16 protein-coding genes are annotated in these 15,883 nt (G+C 60.2%); 6 read left to right on the top strand and 10 right to left on the bottom strand.

The genetic code is table 11. The annotated features are described in order from the left end of the window. Window positions 1-21: 21 nt before the first annotated feature. Window positions 22-1,545: a YncE family protein gene (locus RBB75_RS15955; RefSeq protein WP_353068637.1), complete on the bottom strand. Its 1,524-nt coding sequence runs from the start codon at window positions 1,543-1,545 to the stop codon at window positions 22-24. Between the two features lie 75 nt (window positions 1,546-1,620). Between RBB75_RS15955 and RBB75_RS15950 the strand changes: the two genes are divergently transcribed. After that, complete coding sequence (locus RBB75_RS15950) at window positions 1,621-2,508, top strand: DUF92 domain-containing protein (protein ID WP_353068636.1); 888 nt, start codon at window positions 1,621-1,623, stop codon at window positions 2,506-2,508. Between the two features lie 193 nt (window positions 2,509-2,701). Here the strand turns inward: RBB75_RS15950 and RBB75_RS15945 are convergent, their stop codons facing one another. Both RBB75_RS15945 and RBB75_RS15940 read right to left on the bottom strand, forming a co-directional pair. Continuing rightward, complete coding sequence (locus RBB75_RS15945) at window positions 2,702-3,373, bottom strand: YdcF family protein (protein ID WP_179637685.1); 672 nt, start codon at window positions 3,371-3,373, stop codon at window positions 2,702-2,704. A 132-nt stretch (window positions 3,374-3,505) separates the two neighbouring features. Next, window positions 3,506-4,150 carry an L-threonylcarbamoyladenylate synthase gene (locus RBB75_RS15940; protein WP_179637684.1) on the bottom strand — a complete coding sequence of 215 codons (645 nt, stop codon included), beginning with the start codon at window positions 4,148-4,150 and terminating at the stop codon, window positions 3,506-3,508. Between the two features lie 142 nt (window positions 4,151-4,292). Here RBB75_RS15940 and RBB75_RS15935 point away from each other — a divergent pair, with 142 nt between their 5' ends. The 4 genes from RBB75_RS15935 to RBB75_RS15920 all read left to right on the top strand — a co-directional run bounded on the left by RBB75_RS15935 (window position 4,293) and on the right by RBB75_RS15920 (window position 7,533). Further along, window positions 4,293-5,096: a TrmH family RNA methyltransferase gene (locus RBB75_RS15935; protein ID WP_353068635.1), complete on the top strand. Its 804-nt coding sequence runs from the start codon at window positions 4,293-4,295 to the stop codon at window positions 5,094-5,096. A 97-nt stretch (window positions 5,097-5,193) separates the two neighbouring features. Then, window positions 5,194-5,652, top strand: a complete 459-nt coding sequence (locus RBB75_RS15930) for a hypothetical protein (RefSeq protein WP_353068634.1) — start codon at window positions 5,194-5,196, stop codon at window positions 5,650-5,652. A 3-nt stretch (window positions 5,653-5,655) separates the two neighbouring features. Then, on the top strand, window positions 5,656-7,026 hold the full coding sequence (locus tag RBB75_RS15925; RefSeq protein ID WP_353068633.1) for a replication-associated recombination protein A: 1,371 nt from the start codon (window positions 5,656-5,658) through the stop codon (window positions 7,024-7,026). 51 nt (window positions 7,027-7,077) lie between these two features. Then, complete coding sequence (locus RBB75_RS15920; RefSeq protein ID WP_353068632.1) at window positions 7,078-7,533, top strand: VOC family protein; 456 nt, start codon at window positions 7,078-7,080, stop codon at window positions 7,531-7,533. A 139-nt stretch (window positions 7,534-7,672) separates the two neighbouring features. Here the strand turns inward: RBB75_RS15920 and RBB75_RS15915 are convergent, their stop codons facing one another. The 7 genes from RBB75_RS15915 to lnt form a co-directional block, all read right to left on the bottom strand. Further along, window positions 7,673-9,790, bottom strand: coding sequence for a protein-disulfide reductase DsbD family protein (locus tag RBB75_RS15915; protein ID WP_353068631.1), 2,118 nt, complete (start codon window positions 9,788-9,790; stop codon window positions 7,673-7,675). Window positions 9,791-9,827: 37 nt separating this feature from the next. Beyond that, window positions 9,828-10,247 carry a CoA-binding protein gene (locus RBB75_RS15910; protein ID WP_353068630.1) on the bottom strand — a complete coding sequence of 140 codons (420 nt, stop codon included), beginning with the start codon at window positions 10,245-10,247 and terminating at the stop codon, window positions 9,828-9,830. 27 nt (window positions 10,248-10,274) lie between these two features. Beyond that, window positions 10,275-10,811 carry a DinB family protein gene (locus tag RBB75_RS15905; RefSeq protein WP_353068629.1) on the bottom strand — a complete coding sequence of 179 codons (537 nt, stop codon included), beginning with the start codon at window positions 10,809-10,811 and terminating at the stop codon, window positions 10,275-10,277. Window positions 10,812-10,862: 51 nt separating this feature from the next. Beyond that, window positions 10,863-11,612, bottom strand: coding sequence for a class I SAM-dependent methyltransferase (locus tag RBB75_RS15900; protein WP_353068628.1), 750 nt, complete (start codon window positions 11,610-11,612; stop codon window positions 10,863-10,865). Window positions 11,613-11,722: 110 nt separating this feature from the next. Further along, a protein-coding gene (gene prfB / locus RBB75_RS15895) for a peptide chain release factor 2 (RefSeq protein WP_179637678.1) occupies window positions 11,723-12,854 on the bottom strand; the annotation gives its coding sequence in 2 pieces (ribosomal slippage) (window positions 11,723-12,784 and window positions 12,786-12,854; 1,131 coding nt in all). 107 nt (window positions 12,855-12,961) lie between these two features. Beyond that, complete coding sequence (locus RBB75_RS15890; protein ID WP_179637677.1) at window positions 12,962-13,705, bottom strand: SGNH/GDSL hydrolase family protein; 744 nt, start codon at window positions 13,703-13,705, stop codon at window positions 12,962-12,964. Between the two features lie 171 nt (window positions 13,706-13,876). Next, window positions 13,877-15,556: an apolipoprotein N-acyltransferase gene (gene lnt, locus RBB75_RS15885; RefSeq protein ID WP_353068627.1), complete on the bottom strand. Its 1,680-nt coding sequence runs from the start codon at window positions 15,554-15,556 to the stop codon at window positions 13,877-13,879. Window positions 15,557-15,628: 72 nt separating this feature from the next. Here lnt and RBB75_RS15880 point away from each other — a divergent pair, with 72 nt between their 5' ends. Next, entirely contained in the window at window positions 15,629-15,760 is a 132-nt protein-coding gene (locus RBB75_RS15880; RefSeq protein ID WP_257025438.1) for a hypothetical protein, read from the top strand. Window positions 15,761-15,883 lie beyond the last annotated feature (123 nt).

Raw genomic sequence — 15,883 nt, 5'->3', positions numbered from 1 at the left:
GATCAGGTTGCCTAGTGTGGTCTAGGGTTGGGTGACGCGAACAGCTACGCCTCCGCCCTGCAAGGGGACGGTGGTGTCGATGGCGTCCGTATCGGTGCGGATGACGGTCATGAAGTTCGAGTCTGGCGATACGACATAGACCTTGCCGGTGGGTGTGCCGCTGGTAACAGCAATGTAGTTCGGATGGCCGTTTTTGAATGGTGTTGCTGCATCGACGTTGATGCTGAGAGGAAGTGGGATGGTAGCGATGACGGTGTTGGTGTTGAGGTTGATTACCGAGAGAGTGCAACCGGTGGTGGTGGCCGTGATGGGCGCGCCTGGTGCCGCGCATGCGAGATCCTTATTGCCGCTGTTGATGACGTAGGCGCGGCTGTTGGTGGTGTCCTGCAGGACGCCGACCATGACCGGATTGACGCCAACTGGAACGGTCGCGACGACGGTGCCAAAGCCGATGGCGTCGACGGGATTATTGAGGTCGCAGTTGGGGTTGCCGACCTGGGCGGTCGCCGAGCAGAGGGGGATGCTGATGATGCTGAGTGAGCCCGGGTTGACGCCATCGCCTGCGTTGACGACGACCACCTCATTACGAACCGGCGCGAAGTCTGCCCAGAGCGGCGAGGTGCCGACGGTAATGGGGTTGGTGGCGCCGACGGGAACAGTGTCGAGTGCGTTGGTCTGAGCGTTGATGACCGAGACAGTGCCGTCGCCCTGATTGAGAACGAAGGCGCGCTTGGCGTCGGCAGTCATAACACCGTAGACGGGATTGACGCCTACTGGAATCGGTGTTGGGTCGAGGGTATTGCTGGCTACTTCGATGGTGCTGGCCAAGCCGGGAGCGCCTGGGGGAAGGCTCGCGCTGAGAGCGTAGACGCGTGGGGCGCTGGCGATGCCGACGGTATAGACCGGCGTGTAGGCCGGAGGGATGGCGAGTTGCTGCCGGAGCGCGAGGGGGGCGCCGGTGAACTGCGAGATGTTTCCCTGTCCGGGAGTGTCTGTCGGGTCTGTAACGTAGGTGTTGACGCCTTCCGGAAGGATGGCCACCGGGTTAGCACCGGGGAGCAACGTGGTCTGGAGGATCTGACTGGTAAGCAGGCTGGTGTCGATACTGAAGCTGGTGAAGGTGTGGTCGCTGTTGAGCGTGTATCCGGTGTTGGCGGTTGAGGTGGTTGTGGTGCCGCCGTTGAGGATGAGGTAGTAGGGGTCGACACCTACGTTGGCCGTGATGAGGATGGTGTCTCCAGCGAAGTCGACGAAGGTCAGCAGACCTGGCTGGGGAACGGCCGGGGCACCCGTGATTGGATTAGCCGGCGTGCCGGTGCTGGAGATGGCTACGGCGAACTTTTGCGGCTGAGCGGCGGGGCCGACAGGGTTGATGGCACTGACGACGGGGCGGTAGTTGTTGCCGCATCCGGTGACTGAGGCCATAACGGCGGCGACCGCTGCGAAGCTGAGTGCAGCGCGGAGTGCCTGAGTTGCAGACCTGACTGGGCGCCGGTGTGGCCGCGACTGGGTGATTCCTTTTGCTTCGATACTTGCTAAGTGCAAAACTGCTCCCGCGTTGGTGCTGGTGTTGGCTATGCTCAAGGTTCGATTGTAAATCACGGAAAGGCATGTGTTGGGATGGGCGAGGAAATACAGGGATCAGCGAGAGATACGCAGAGAGATGCGCACTGGGCAAAGGCGATTCCGCGGGCTCGGGACCGCTGGCAGTCGAGGTGGCTGGTCGGGGTGGTGGCTCCTCTGCTGGTGGTGGGGGCGGTAAAAGTTTGCGTTTCGACGGTTGGGGGAGGGTCGATGCAGTCGCTTCTCTTCCCTGTCGGGTTCAGCATGGGATTCGCCGGGTTGGTGTGGATGTTGCGATCGGCTACGCTGCCGGCGGCCGGGGTGGGACTGCTGGTGTGCTTGATTACAGCACTGGTGGTGAGAGTGCCGGGCGGCGGCCTGGGATTTTTTGCGAGGCCTGCGCTGTGTGCTTTGATTGCGCTGTTTGTGCTCACCTTCGTTGCGACTCGATTTGGCAGGCGCAGGAAAGAGGCGCGCGGTCTGGCGGAGGCTCGGAGCGGAAGGCGCGCTTCGCAGGTGGTGGCGAACCTTGGAGTAGCGGCGTTGTGCGCGGCGGTGGGGTGGTATGGAGGGTGCCTTGCAGCGCTGGCGGAGGCTACGGCGGATACGGTGTCCTCCGAGATTGGGCAGGCGCTGGGTGGGCCGACGTGGTTGATCACGAAGTTTAGACGGGTGCCTGCGGGAAGAGATGGAGGAGTGAGTTTTGCGGGGAGTTTAGGTGGGGTGATGGGTGCGGGCGTGGTGGTGATGGCGGGATCGCTTGGGTTTGCGAGTTGGAGAGAGGGTGCCGTTGTGTTCGGCGCTGCTTGCGCTGGCCTGGTGTTTGATAGTGTGCTGGGAGCGACAGTGGAGGAGCGCGGGTGGCTGGGGAATGATCTGGTTAATTTCTTTTCGACACTGTTTGCGGTGGCGACATGGGCTGTTTGGAAGATGATCTTTGGGTAAGGAAGAACAACACAAAAGCGAAATACGGGGATCCTTTACTACGTTCAAGATGACGACTTCAAGAGGCGACGAAAGGGTGAGGGAGTTTTGACGGATGTCGATTGCTTCGGTCGAGATGACGGAGTGAGTGAGCTAGGAACAAAGGCAACAGCAGATCCCCTTCAGGGATGACAATAAAAAGACCAAGAGCAAACTAGACGTCGGGTTTGCCTTCGAGCCAGCTGTGCAGGAAGGCTACGTTGATGTTGAGGCGGAGGGCGGTGTAGCTGATGATCTCGTGGACGTAGCGCATGAAGAGGTCGTAGTTACTGATGTGGCCGAGTGAGGGGCGGGGCGAGGTGTAGACGTCGAGGCCGGCGTCCTGACAGAGCTGGCGGATGCGGAAGAGATGGGTACCGTCGGAGACGACGACGATGTGGTGGAGATTGTTCTCGTGGGCGATGGCGGCGAGGCGATGGACCTGCTGCTCGGTGTCGATGGACTGGGTTTCGGCGATGATGTTGGCGAAGGGGATGCCGTTGGCGAGGAGGTAGTCGCGGCCTACTCCGCCTTCGGTGTTGCCGGAGTCCTTATCGGTACCGCCGCCGAGGGTGATGACGAGCGGGGCGATCTGTTTGCGGTAGAGCTCTACGGCGTGGTCGAGGCGGGCGTGGAGGACGGGCGAAGGATGGCCAAGGTACTCGGCTGCGCCGAAGACGGCGATGGCGTCGGCGGGTTGGGCGTTGTCCTGGCTGGCGACGGCGTCGATCTGCACGTAGACCCAGATGCACCAGGCCGTGGCGATGATGAGAACCAGCGCGAGAAGGCGGCGGAGGAGGCCCCTGCTGGTGCTTCGGCTGCGCAGATTGGATTGAGGCGCGATCATGTTTGTCCAGAGAGCGTGCAAAGGCTCAAGGCTGTGCCAGATGGTTCAACTTTTGCATCGAGTTAGTCTACAGGGTTGAACCTGCGAGGCTCGACGCAAAAGTTGTAGAGAGTTTGGGATGAGGACAAATTGTCAGTGCTGGAGGGCGAGGGCGATCTCGTGGGTAGGGATGGCCCCTTCGCGGAGGATCATCCAGGAGTTGCCGCCGCCGGAGAGATCGACGATGGTGGTGGCGGTGGTACGGGCAGTGGGGCCGCCGTCGACGATGAGGGGGATCTTGTCGCCGAGTTGCTCGCGGACTCCGATGGCGTAGGCGCACTCGGGGTGGCCGGCGAGGTTGGCGGAGGTGGCGGTGATGGGCAGGCCCAGGCGGGTGACGACGGCGCGGGGGATGGCGGCTTCGGGGACGCGGAGGGCGAGGTTGCCGGTGTTGGCGGTGACGCGGAGGGGGAGCTTGGAGCCGGCTTTGACGACGATGGTGAGTGGGCCGGGCCAGAACTTTTCGGCTAGGCGGTCGAAGGCAGAGTCGAGCTGACGGGCTAGCTCGTAGGCTTGGGCTACCTCGGCGATGAGGAGAGAGAGAGGCTTGTGGCGGGCGCGGGCTTTGAGGTCGTAGATGCGGTCGACGGCCTGGAGGTTGACGGGATCGACGGCGAGGCCGTAGAAGGTGTCGGTGGGGAGGGCGACGACGTTGCCGTTGTTGAGGCTGGCGACGACGTAATCGATGAGCGCTGGTTCTGGCTCGTCGGGATGGATACGGAGTGTTTCGGCCGTCAAATCTGGCTCCTGTGCCGGTTAGTCCGTCCGCTGGGGCCGGTTGTTGCTGGTGATGCCGCAGACTCGCACCTTAGCATACCGCCTCTGTGGGCTCAAGGGCAGCGGAGCCGGTGAGAGGCGGGGACGGCGTAAGATTTGGGAGATGCAGACTTCGGAGTTGGTGGTTTCGAGCAGGGCGAATGCGCGGGTGAAGCAACTGCGGGCGGCGTTTCAGGGCCATGCGCGGTTGAGTGGCGGGATGGTCGCGATTGAGGGAGATCATCTGCTGGAAGAGGCTCTGCGGAGTGGGATGGTGCTGAAGACAGTGTTTGTGAGTGAGCGGCGGACGGTGCCGGGGATTGTGCCGCGTGGGGTGGAGGTGGTGCGGCTGACGGAGGAGGTGTTTGGGAGTGTGGTGGAGACACAATCGCCGCAGGGGGTGGCGGCTTTGATGGTGCCTCCGGTGAGGGTTTTGGCGGATTTGTTTGAGGGGGTGGGCGCGGCTTTGATTTTGATTGCGGTAGGGGTTCAGGATCCGGGGAATCTGGGGACGCTGGTGCGGTCGGCGGAGGCGTTTGGGGCTAATGGAGTGCTGACTACGGCGGGGACGGTGAGTGCGTGGAACCAGAAGGCTCTGCGGGCCAGTGTGGGGAGTGTGTTTCGTGTGCCGGTGGTTGGGGTAACGGCTGCTGAGGTTGCGGAGTTGAAAGGGCTAGGGGTTCGGTTGATTGCTGCTGTGGGGGCGGAGGATTCTGGTGTGGTTGCGGCGCGGGAGATGGATTTTTCTGCTGCTTGCGCGGTGATGATTGGGAATGAAGGGAGTGGGTTGGCAGCGGACTGGTTGGAGATGTGTGATGAGCGGGTGACGATTCCCTGCCCTGGGCCGGTGGAGAGCTTGAATGCTGCGGTGGCTGGGAGTCTGTTGTTGTATGAGGCGAGTCGGCAACGGGTAAATGCTGGATTGTGATGGTTCGGGTGGGTCAGTTTGAGGCTCGCAGATGCTGCGCCTAATTGTTAGAGACGTAATAGCATTGGCTGCATGGATTTGTGTCGGTGAAGACAGAATGAGCAAGCGACGCAGTTTCGCGATTTGGGTGTTCGAGATAGTTTGCGAGGCAGTCGGAACCTGTCTGTGGATAACGGCCGCTGCATTCATCTATGCGGATCCGGGACTCCACAATGACTTGAGTTTCCGATTGATTTTCGGGATAAGTGCTTTTGTACTGATTGAATTTGCTCTGACTGGATATTTACTTACGACTGTGATTTCGGCTCTGTATCTGCCCCGGAGACAGAGGTTTCTGTATCCATTGGTATCCGGAGGCCTCTACTTAGTTCATTCAGGAATCTTTTTTGTTGCTGTGGGCAATCATATTCTCGACAAGCACAATCTCTTCATTCAGGTCGGGGGCGCATCTATTTCGTTTGCAGTGACGCTTGTTGGGGATCGTCTGCGGGGATTACCAGAATTGATCGCGAGGCCGCCAGGGAGCGATGACAACACGATGGAACTATTGAGGTAAGGGATGAGTTTGTTTGACACTTCGCCGGTGAGGGCTGCTGCGGAACGTGGGCTGCGTGCGGCACCGTTAGCGGAGAGGATGCGGCCGCGGACTCTTGCGGAGTATGTGGGACAGGATCATTTGCTGGGGCCGGGCAAGCCGCTGCGGCTGGCGATTGAGGGAGATGATCCGACGTCGATGATTTTTTGGGGGCCTCCGGGGACTGGGAAGACTACGCTGGCGAAGATTATTGCGCAGATGACGCAGGCTAGTTTTATCGAGTTCTCCGCGGTGATGAGTGGGATCAAAGAGATTAAGAACGTGATGGTGGAGGCGGAGAAGGCGGCGAGCTTCGGGTCGCGAACGATTTTGTTTGTGGATGAGATTCATCGGTTCAACAAAGCACAGCAGGATGCGTTTCTGCCGTATGTGGAGCGGGGGACGATTCGGCTGATCGGGGCTACGACGGAGAATCCTTCGTTTGAGATTAATGCCGCGCTGCTGTCGCGATGCAGGGTCTATACGCTGGTGGCGTTGACTGAAGAGCAGGTGGTGGGGCTGCTGCAGCGGGCGCTGACGGATGTTGAGCACGGGCTTGGAGCGAGTGGCGTTGAGGCGGACGAGGAGGCATTGGCTACGATTGCTTCTTATTCGAGTGGGGATGCTCGGAATGCTCTGAATGCACTGGATGTGGCGGGGAAGCTGGCTGTCTCTCTAGAACCGGGAGGGCGTGGGGAGAAGCTGATTACAAAGGCGCTGGCTGCGGAGGCTCTGCAGCGGCGCGTGTTGCTGTATGACAAGAAGGGCGAGCAGCACTACGACATTATCTCGGCGCTGCATAAGAGTGTGAGGAACTCGGACCCGGATGCGGCGATGTATTGGTTGGGACGGATGCTGGAGGCGGGGGAAGACCCGATGTACTGCGCACGGCGGATTGTGCGGATGGCGGTGGAGGATATTGGACTGGCGGCTCCGGAGGCTTTGAATCTTTGCCTCAGCGCGCGGGATGCGATGCACTTTCTGGGGCATCCGGAGGGTGAGCTGGCGTTGGCGCAGGCGGTGGTTTATCTGGCTCTCGCGCCGAAGTCGAATGCGGTTTATACAGCTTATGGTGCAGTGAAGGCGGATATTGAAGCGACGGCTGCGGAGCCGGTGCCGCTGCATCTGCGAAATGCTCCGACGAAGCTGATGAAGTCGCTCGACTATGGCAAGGACTATCAGTACGCGCATGATGTAGAGGGTCGCGTGGCGGATATGGAGTGTCTGCCGGCGGGGTTGGCGGGACGGCGCTACTATCATCCGACAAATGAAGGGCGAGAGAAGCTGTTGGCGCAGCGGATGGAGGAGATTTCACGGATCGTTTCACAGAACAGGGGACGAAAGTGGGAGCCGTAACGTGATAAGTTAGCTCGGTTCGCGGATTACTCACTCTCTTGAGGTGCTCGCTTGGAATCGTATCCTCCGCTTATTCCGTATCTGGTTGTTCGCGACGCCGCGGCTGCGATCGAGTTTTACAAGACTGCCCTGGGGGCGATGGAGATCGTGCGGCATCAGATGCCGGAGTCGACCAAAATTACCCATGCTCATCTTGTGATCAGTGATGGAAGCATCGTGCTTTCGGATGATTTCCCCGAGATGAGGGGAGGCAAGGCGTCGACGCCAGAGGCGCTGGGCGGCTCCCCGGTGACGATTCATCTGCAGATGGCCGATGTGGACAGCTTCTGGGAGCGGGCGGTTGCGGGAGGCGTAACTGTAACGATGCCGCTGGCCGATCAGTTCTGGGGGGACCGCTACGGACAGTTCGAAGACCCGTTCGGACATAAGTGGTCGGTGGGGCAGACGAAGGTCTCGTTGAGCGAAGAGCAGCTGAAAGAGGCCGCGAGGGTGTGGTTCAAAATCTAGAGCAGTGTTCTTGAAGGTGAAGAGTTATACGAAGCGCCCTAACGCCGGGCGGGCGCCACGGGGCCTTCGGCAGGACCTTCGTGGAGTATTGGACGCTTCGCGTGAGATGCAACAGCTTTACAGCAATTGGGAATCCGCTCTAGCGGCTTACGTCCTTTTCGAGGGCGGTGAGGACGATGTCTTTGGTGAGGAGCTCGGGGAGGACGTCAGCGGAGGAGTTCTTCATCGCGGGATAGATGACGTAGGTGGGGACGCCGCTGCGGTTGACCGAGGCGAGCTGTTTGGTGATCTCGGGGTCGTACTGGGTCCAGTCGGCTTTGAGGAGAGTGACTTTGTTCTTGTTGAACTCGTGCTGGACTTCGGCGGATTTGAGGACGACGCGCTCGTTGACCTGGCAGCTGAGGCACCAGGCGGCGGTGAAGTCGATGAAGACGGGATGCCCGGCGGCGCGGGCCTGATCGAGGGCTTGTTGCGAGTAAGGGGCCCAGACTAGCGTGGTGTCCTTCGGTTGATAGAGAGGGATGGCAAGGCCTAGGGCGGCGATCAGGAGTGCTGCGATGGCGCTCTTCCAGCTTGCGGGCCACTTGCCGAGAGCCCAACCTGCGATGGCCAGGGCGAGGAAGCACCAGAGAAGACGGGCGACGTGATCGACACCCTGACTGTTGCCGCTGTGGAGGTTGCCATAGACCCAGGCGAGCCAGATGGCGGTGCCGAAGAGCGGGACGGCGGTGAGCTGCTTGAGTATCTCCATCCATGCGCCGGGACGAGGGAGGATGCGGGTCCAGGCGGGTTGGAAGCTGAGGAGGAGATAGGGTGTGGCGAGGCCGAGGCCAAGGGCGGTGAAGACGGCGAAGGTGACTCCGGCGGGTTGGGCGAGGGCAAAGCCGATGGCTGCTCCCATGAGCGGCGCGGTGCAGGGCGTGGCGACGATGGTGGCGAGGACTCCGGTGAAGAAGCTGCCGGTGTAGCCCTGCTTCTGCGCGAGGCCACCGCCTACGCTGGTGAGGGAGAGGCCGAGGTCGAACTGTCCGGCAAGCGAGAGGGCGAAGAAGAAGAGGCCTGCGGCGAGGACGGCGATGAAGGTTGGGGATTGTAGCTGGAAGCCCCATCCCGCCTGGGTGCCGGTGGCTCGGAGGATGAGGAGTGCGGCGACGATGATCCAGAAGGAGACCAGGATGCCGAGGGTATAGACGATGCCGTGGCTGCGGAGGCGGCTGCGCTCTTCGCCGGAGGACTGCACGAGGGCGAGGCCCTTGAGGAAGAGGACCGGGAAGACACAGGGCATCAGGTTGAGGATGATGCCGCCTACGAAGGCGAGGCCGATGGCGCTGAGCGTGGTGACGCTGCTGGTGGCCGGTGCTCCAGGGAGTTTGCTGCCGGGTGCAGCAGCGACTTCGCCTGGGGTGACGGGGGCGGTGATCTCGTAGGCGTCGGTGTCGGAGAGCTTGAGGACGCCGTGGAGTTGAGCGGGGAGGGTTTTGAGGTCTTCGGAGCGGCGGACTCGGAGGCGAACACCGTCTGAGGTGGGCTCGATCTGCTGTGGGGCGGCGTTGGCGATCTGGTCCTGATCGGAGGGATAGAACTCGGCGTTGGTCTCGCGGCCGCCAGTGACGAGGTTCAGGACGAAGTCGGTTTTGCCGCCGGTGATGGTGAGCTTGGCGTCGGCTGGGAGCGGCTTGGGGATGAGACCGAGGGCTTCGCCGACTGCGCCGACGGGCTCGGCTGGAGCAGAGCTTGTGCCATCTCCGGCGACGACGTTGAGGTTAAGGCCGAGATGGGCCTTACCGGGAATGCAGACCTCGCGGCAGACCAGCCAGTTGATCTTGGCGTCGAGGTGGATGGGGCCGGGCTTGAGGCTGCTGGCGGAGGTGAGTTGGACGGGGAAGGCTACCTCGTCTTCGTAGCCGAAGTCCATGAGCGGACCGAGCGGGAGGCGGCTGGGGATGGGAAAGAGCATGGGGCCAGCGGTGATGCCTTCGGGGAGGGTCCAGGTTATCTTGGGTGGTTCGCCGGAGTCGCCGGCGTTGATCCAGTAGACGTGCCAGTGCTCTTCGAGGGTGAGGACGAGGCCGACCTGGAGAGTGCCGCCGGGGGCGATGCTCGGGGAGAGAGAGACGAGTTCGGCGGTGAGATGCTGGGCTTTGACAGGGCCGGGGCCGCCGTCACCGACGACCTGAAGCTGGGCGTGCGCGGGCTTGAAAAGCAAGGAGGCGCAGGCGAAGAGCAGGAAGGCGGAGAGTTTGCGTACGTTATTCATTCACTTCCAATTGTAGGGCTTTGTGCGAGAGGCTTTGTTACCTGGGTGTCAGGTGGCGGTGTTCGACCATGATGCAGCGGTCCATGACGACGTGGATTCCTGCAGCTTCGGCGCGGTCGGCTGCTTCAAGGTTGACGATTCCCTGCTGGACCCAGAGGTTGGGGAGGTTTAGCCGGATCATATCGTCGACGATGGCGGGTATGAACTTTGGGAGGCGGAAGACGTTGACGATGCCGGGCTTGATGGGGAGATCGGAGAGTGACGCGAAGGATCTTTCGCCGAGGACTTCGGGGATGGAGGGGTTGATGGGGTAGAGCCTGTAGCCGTGTTGCTGCATGTAGGCGGAGACATAGTGGCTAGGCTTGGAAGGGTCTTCCGAGAGGCCGATGACCGCGATGGTGCGTGGGTTCTCTTTGGTGGCGCCTAACATGCTGCGGATGATCTCTGACTCGTTCATCTTGTTTTGGGGCCTCGCAGTTAGAGTCTATCTGGGCCATGCGCCTAAAAGACGGCGGATGACAAGCAGTTCGCCGAGGTGGTAGGCGTTGTGGTCGGCGACGAGGAGAGCCTCGCGGAGTAGATTCTGGCCGTCGCCCCAGCGGAAGGGCTTGTAGAGGTCGGAGCTGGGATCTTCGATCAGCGAGTGGAAGTGTTCAGCGTCGGAGCGGATTGCGGCGACGCACTGGTCCCAGGAGTTGGAAGCGGGTGGCTGCGGGGACTTGGGCCAGTACTCGTCCGGCCACTTGAGGCCGTGATAGCCGCCGGTGGGGGGTGCGGAGAAGTTGAGTATGTCGCGCTGTGTGATGCGGAGATGATCGAGGATCTGCCAGGCGGAGTAGGGGAGGTTGGATGGGACAGTGCCGCGAAGATCGGCTGGAAAGTCGTTTATGACTTCGTCGAAGGTGGCGTGGGCCTGACCGCCGTGGAGAAGGGCGGTCAAGTGTTTGCGCAAGGGTGCCTGTTCATCTGGTGTCTTCTTCTTGTCGTTGGTCTTAGCTGTGCTCGGTTTGGATATGCTCACTGAGTTTGCCTCCGATGTCCCATCTTGTTGGATGCGACCGAGGCACCAGAGTTACATCGGTTTGCGGGCAATTACGACGGTGAGAGGCGGGAAGGTGGTGATCAGGCTACCGCGTGTCTTTTCTACGATGAGACCGGCGGCGGCTAATTCTCTGGCGTATTCACCGGTGAGTTTGTAGTCGGAGAGGAGTGCGATGCCGCCAGGTTTGAGGACGCGGATGATCTGGTGAAGTGCCTGAAGGCGGGTTGGCTTGTCGTAGATATTGTGGATGCAGAGGTTGGAGACGATGACGTCAAAGGTGGCGTCGGGGAAGGACATTGTTTGTGCGGGCTGGCTGACGAGGGTGCAGTATTTTGAGATGCCTTCAAGGTCGAGGTTGCGCTGGGTGGCCGCGGAGGAGTTGCCGCCCATGTCGACGTTGGACCAGACGTCGATGCCGGTGGCGTGGCCGGTTCCTGAGAGTGCGGCGATGCGTTTGGCTGCTCCTGCGAGGAGAAGGCCGCGTCCGCAGCCTACGTCGAGGACATTTTCGTCGCCACGCCATTGGTGGAGACTGAGCATGAAATCGCTATGGCGAAACTTTCCAACCTTGACGTAAAGGAGGAAGAGAAAACCTTCTGCAAGAAGAAAGCCTGCAGGCCAGTAGAAGCTGCGGGCATTCAGTTCGACCGGACCGAGGTGAAGGATGTGCGGCGAGAAGATCGCGAAGAGCAGGCAGGCGGTGCCGATGAGAAAGAAGTTGCGCATGACGGCGGGTGCGTCTACGCCGTAGTCGGGCTTCGTTGGCAGCGAGGTGGACAAGGGCTTCTCCAAAGCGACGTCTTCTCAATGCAAGACATCAGCTTGAATGAGTATCCCTTGTCCTCAGCTTGTGCAGTAATGCTGCTTGTCATACCCGAGGATGACAGATGTCATGCCACGTCGTCGTCTTCGGCTTCGGCGGGGAAGTTGCCCTCGCGGCGCATGCGGAGGTAGCCGCGGATGAATGGTTCGAGGTCGCCGTCGAGGACCTTGTCGACGTCGCCTACTTCGACTCGGGTGCGTAGGTCCTTGGCCATGCGATAGGGCTGGAGGACGTAACTGCGTATCTGGGAGCCGAACTTGATGTCGAGCTTGGAGTCTTCGAGCTTGCGTGCTGTGGCCTTCTTCTTGTCTAGCTCGTACTCGTAGAGCTTGGAGCGCATCATCTTCATGGCGCGCTCTTTGTTCTTGTGCTGGGAGCGCTCGTTCTGGCATCCGGTGACGAGGCCGGTGGGGATGTGGGTGATGCGGACAGCGGAGTCGGTGGTGTTGACGTGCTGGCCGCCTTTGCCGCCGGAGCGGTAGGTGTCGATGCGGAGGTCTTCGGTCTTGATGTCGATGACGATGGTGTCGTCGATCTCGGGCGAGACGAAGACGCTGGCGAAGCTGGTGTGGCGGCGCTTGGCGGAGTCGAAGGGTGAGATGCGGACCAGCCTATGAACCCCCGTCTCTCCACTTAACAGGCCGAAGGCGAAGTCGCCAGTGATGGTGAAGGTGGCGGATTTGATGCCGGCCTCGTCGCCGTCCTGAATCTCGTTGATCTCGACCTTGAAGCTTTGGCGCTCGCCCCAGCGGATGTACATGCGCATGAGCATCTCGGCCCAGTCCTGAGACTCTGTACCGCCGGCACCTGGGTGGACGGTGACGATAGCGTTGAGGGGATCTGTCTCCTCCGAGAGCATGGTTTTGGATTCGAGTTTTTCGGCGAAGTCGAGCAGAGCGGGGATCTCGCGGGCGAGGTCGGGCTCGGTGTTTTCGCCTTCGCGGGCTAGGTCGAAGTAGGCTTCGATGTCGTCGGAGCGGCGGGCCAGTTCGGCGTCGTCGGCGAGTAGAGTTTCAAGGCGTTTGCGCTCGCGCATGAGGGGCTGAGAACGCGAGGCGTCGGCCCAGACGGTGGGGTCGGCTATCTTCTCTTCACTGATGGAGAGTTCGCGGCGGAGTCGGGCCGAGTCAAAGATACTCCCGCAGAGCGCGCACTTTGTCACGGACCGGGGAGTAAGAGTATTCGAAGTCAGAGAGCATAAGATTTGATTTTAGTTCATCGAAGGATTTTTATTCTGGCCCCGGCGAGTCTGAACCAAATGTTGTGACAGTTTGACACGGAGTTTTTTGGCTCGACTGGCGCGATGTCATCTGGCGGCCTGGTTTTCAAGGGTTTGCTTAGGCATTAGGTTGATGATAGTTTCTGCAACTAAGTCTGCCCACTGTCTGTATTGGCTTTCGCCGGGATGGAAGCCATCTGCCGCCATCTCCTTTGGATTGGAGGCCCATTGAAGCGAGACATATGCGATATTGCGCTGAGGGGCGATCCATTGTCGAAGGTGTACGTCCAGCAAATGCGCACATCTCCCCAGGTACCAACGAAGTGGTTGAGGAGCAGCAGGGGTAAGGTGCAGCGGAGGCAGACCATTGATCACCGCGAACTGTGCTCCAGTCCGACGTAAAAGTTCGTGGATCAGGATTTCATAGTCCTCAACGAACTGACGCGAAGTCCTCTGCGAAGTGACGTCGTTGACCCCGAGTGCCGTCACGATTACATCGGCTGGCAAAAGCTCCTGCTCTCTCACAAACTCGAAAGCCTGGCTGGTATTGAGACCCGACTTGGCGATGAGCTGCCATCGAACAGACCGGCCGAGTTCCTTTGCAAGAATGGCGGCAATTTGAAAAGCCAGGGCAGCCTTCTGATTTTGAACACCGACTCCAGCCATCGTCGAGTCCCCTACAAAGAGCAGCTTCAACTCCGACTGATTGCCTTCAGCCAAGATGACACCAGTCCGTTCGCCTGCCGCTTCAGCCAGACGACGAGCCGTTCGGCGCATTGTTCGACCCTGGGCTAAGAGAAGGGGGCCAAGAACGATCTTGTAGATCCACATTCTTCTCACGCGAATTATTAGAGCAGTCTGTGCATTGATGTCGAAGACGAACGACCATAAACGAAGGCAAAATGTGGGGATCCTTCGACTGCGTGTCTCACAAAGTGCTGTGAGACACTCCGCGCAGGATGACGGGTTTCTTGGGCGGTCTTTTTATCTACTTGAATACATTTACTGCTTTGCAATACGACTGCGGAGGCTGAAGGCGAGGCCAAGTGTGGTGAGGAGGGCGCAGGCGTAGGCGAAGAGGTCTCCGTGGGAGGCGTAAAAGGTGAGGTCTTGCTCGTAGCCGAAGTGGACGCGCAGGCTGGAGCGCAAGTGACGCGGGAGAGCGGCGGTGACGTGGCCGTAAGGGTTAATGGCTGCGGTGACGCCGGTGTTGGTGGAGCGGAGGATCCAGCGATGGTTTTCGATGGCGCGCATGCGGACCATGTTGAGGTGTTGCCATGCGGCGCTGGTGTCGCCGTACCAGCCGTCGTCGGAGATATTGACTAGAACCTCTGCGCCATTTTTGACAAACTGACGGATCTCGTCGCCGAAGATGGACTCGTAACAGACAAAGGTGCCGTAGTTATGCCCGCGGAAGGAGAAGACGGTGCGGTTGGAGCCGCGATCCATGTCGCCGGCGCCCGCGGTGAGTTTGCTGGCGAAGAAGAAAAAGCTCTTGAAGGGAATGTACTCTCCCCAGGGGACGAGATGGATCTTGTCGTAACGGGCCGGGGAGCTGCCATCGGGAGTGAAGATGGCTGCGGAGTCATATTTGAAGTACGGGCGGTCGCTATGGGTATCGGGATTTGGAACGATGCCGATGCTGCCGATGATCAACAGCGCCTGGCTGGAGGCGGCGAGTTCGTTCATGCGCTGGTGGAAGTTGGGGTCAGTCGTGAAGAAGCCTGAAGGCGCTTCGGGCCAGACGATGAGGTCGGTTGGTATCGGCACAGTCGCACTGGAATCGGTCCCTTCGTCCAACGCGTGCTGACGGAGGAGGAAGACAGTCTGCGTGCCTGGAAGTTCGGGGATTCCGAGGAGGAACTTTGTGGAGGGGCGGCGGCTGAGATAGGAGAAGGAGTCGAGGAGCTGCTGGCTGGTGGGTTGCGGGCCGGTGTTGGCAGCTCCTACTTCGAGATTTTCCTGCACGAGTGTTGCGGTTGCGGACGTGGGCGATGGCTTCGGGTTTGCAATGAGGCGCAGGCCAAGGATGTAGACGACGACGATGATGACGCCTGCAACGGTGAGCGCGGGGCGAGTGTAGCGTCGCTCGCGGAGGCGGATGCGAACCAGCCAGAGGGCGTTGACCGCGGCGATGACGAAGGAGAGGCCGTAGGCTCCGGTGATGGGAGCGAGGCGGGTAAGCATGGGGTTGTCGACCTGGGCGATGCCGAGAAGATCCCACGGGAGACCGGTGATACGGGCGCGGGCGAGTTCTACGGCTACCCAGACGACGGGGACGAAGAGCAGGGTGGTCTGACGGCTGAACCGAGTTCGGAGTGCGGCGAGGAGGGCTGCGAAGAGAGCGTGATAGAGGCCGAGGTAGAGACAGAAGAGGATGAGAATGCCGGCGGAGATGGGCTTGGCGAGGCCGCCGTAGAGATACATCGTCTGGTAGATCCAGTAGCAGTTGCCCATGTACCAGAGAAAGCCGCAGAGGTAACCGAGGGCTGCGCCCTGACGGATGGTAAGTGGGTTGTTGTTCTTGTCGTTAGCAAGAATCGCCCAAATGAGAGGAAGAAGTGCGACCCAGCAGAAGGTGGTTCGCCAGAGAGGCACGGGCCCCGCGATGGGAAAGGGTAAAACCTGGAGGATGCCGGATAACACGGCCATGGCCCAGAGTCGCGGGGGGATAAGTCGCATGCGTTTGCAGTCTAACATTGAGCCGACAATTTCCAGTTAGTTTGCGCCATGTGAGAGATACAATGGTGATGCATGGATTTTGTCATTCATCTCGTTGCGAAGATTGTTGTCCCGCTGTTTTTTATTGGGATGGCGGGTTCGGCGGTGGTGATTGTGGTGAGTTTTGCAGAAGATTTGAAGGAGTTGCTGGGGGATGAAGAATAGCTGTCAGCGGCGGAAGCAGGATCACAGTCTGCTCTTGCCGGTGGGTGTTGGCAGTGTTTCACTGCAGGTGGGGAGTGACCGTCGCATATGCTGAAGCTATTCGGTGTCGATGGTTGTTCGTGG

This window comes from Tunturibacter empetritectus, from assembly GCF_040358985.1.
Lineage (GTDB): Bacteria > Acidobacteriota > Terriglobia > Terriglobales > Acidobacteriaceae > Edaphobacter > Edaphobacter empetritectus.
This window is presented reverse-complemented; position numbering and strand designations above follow the sequence as displayed.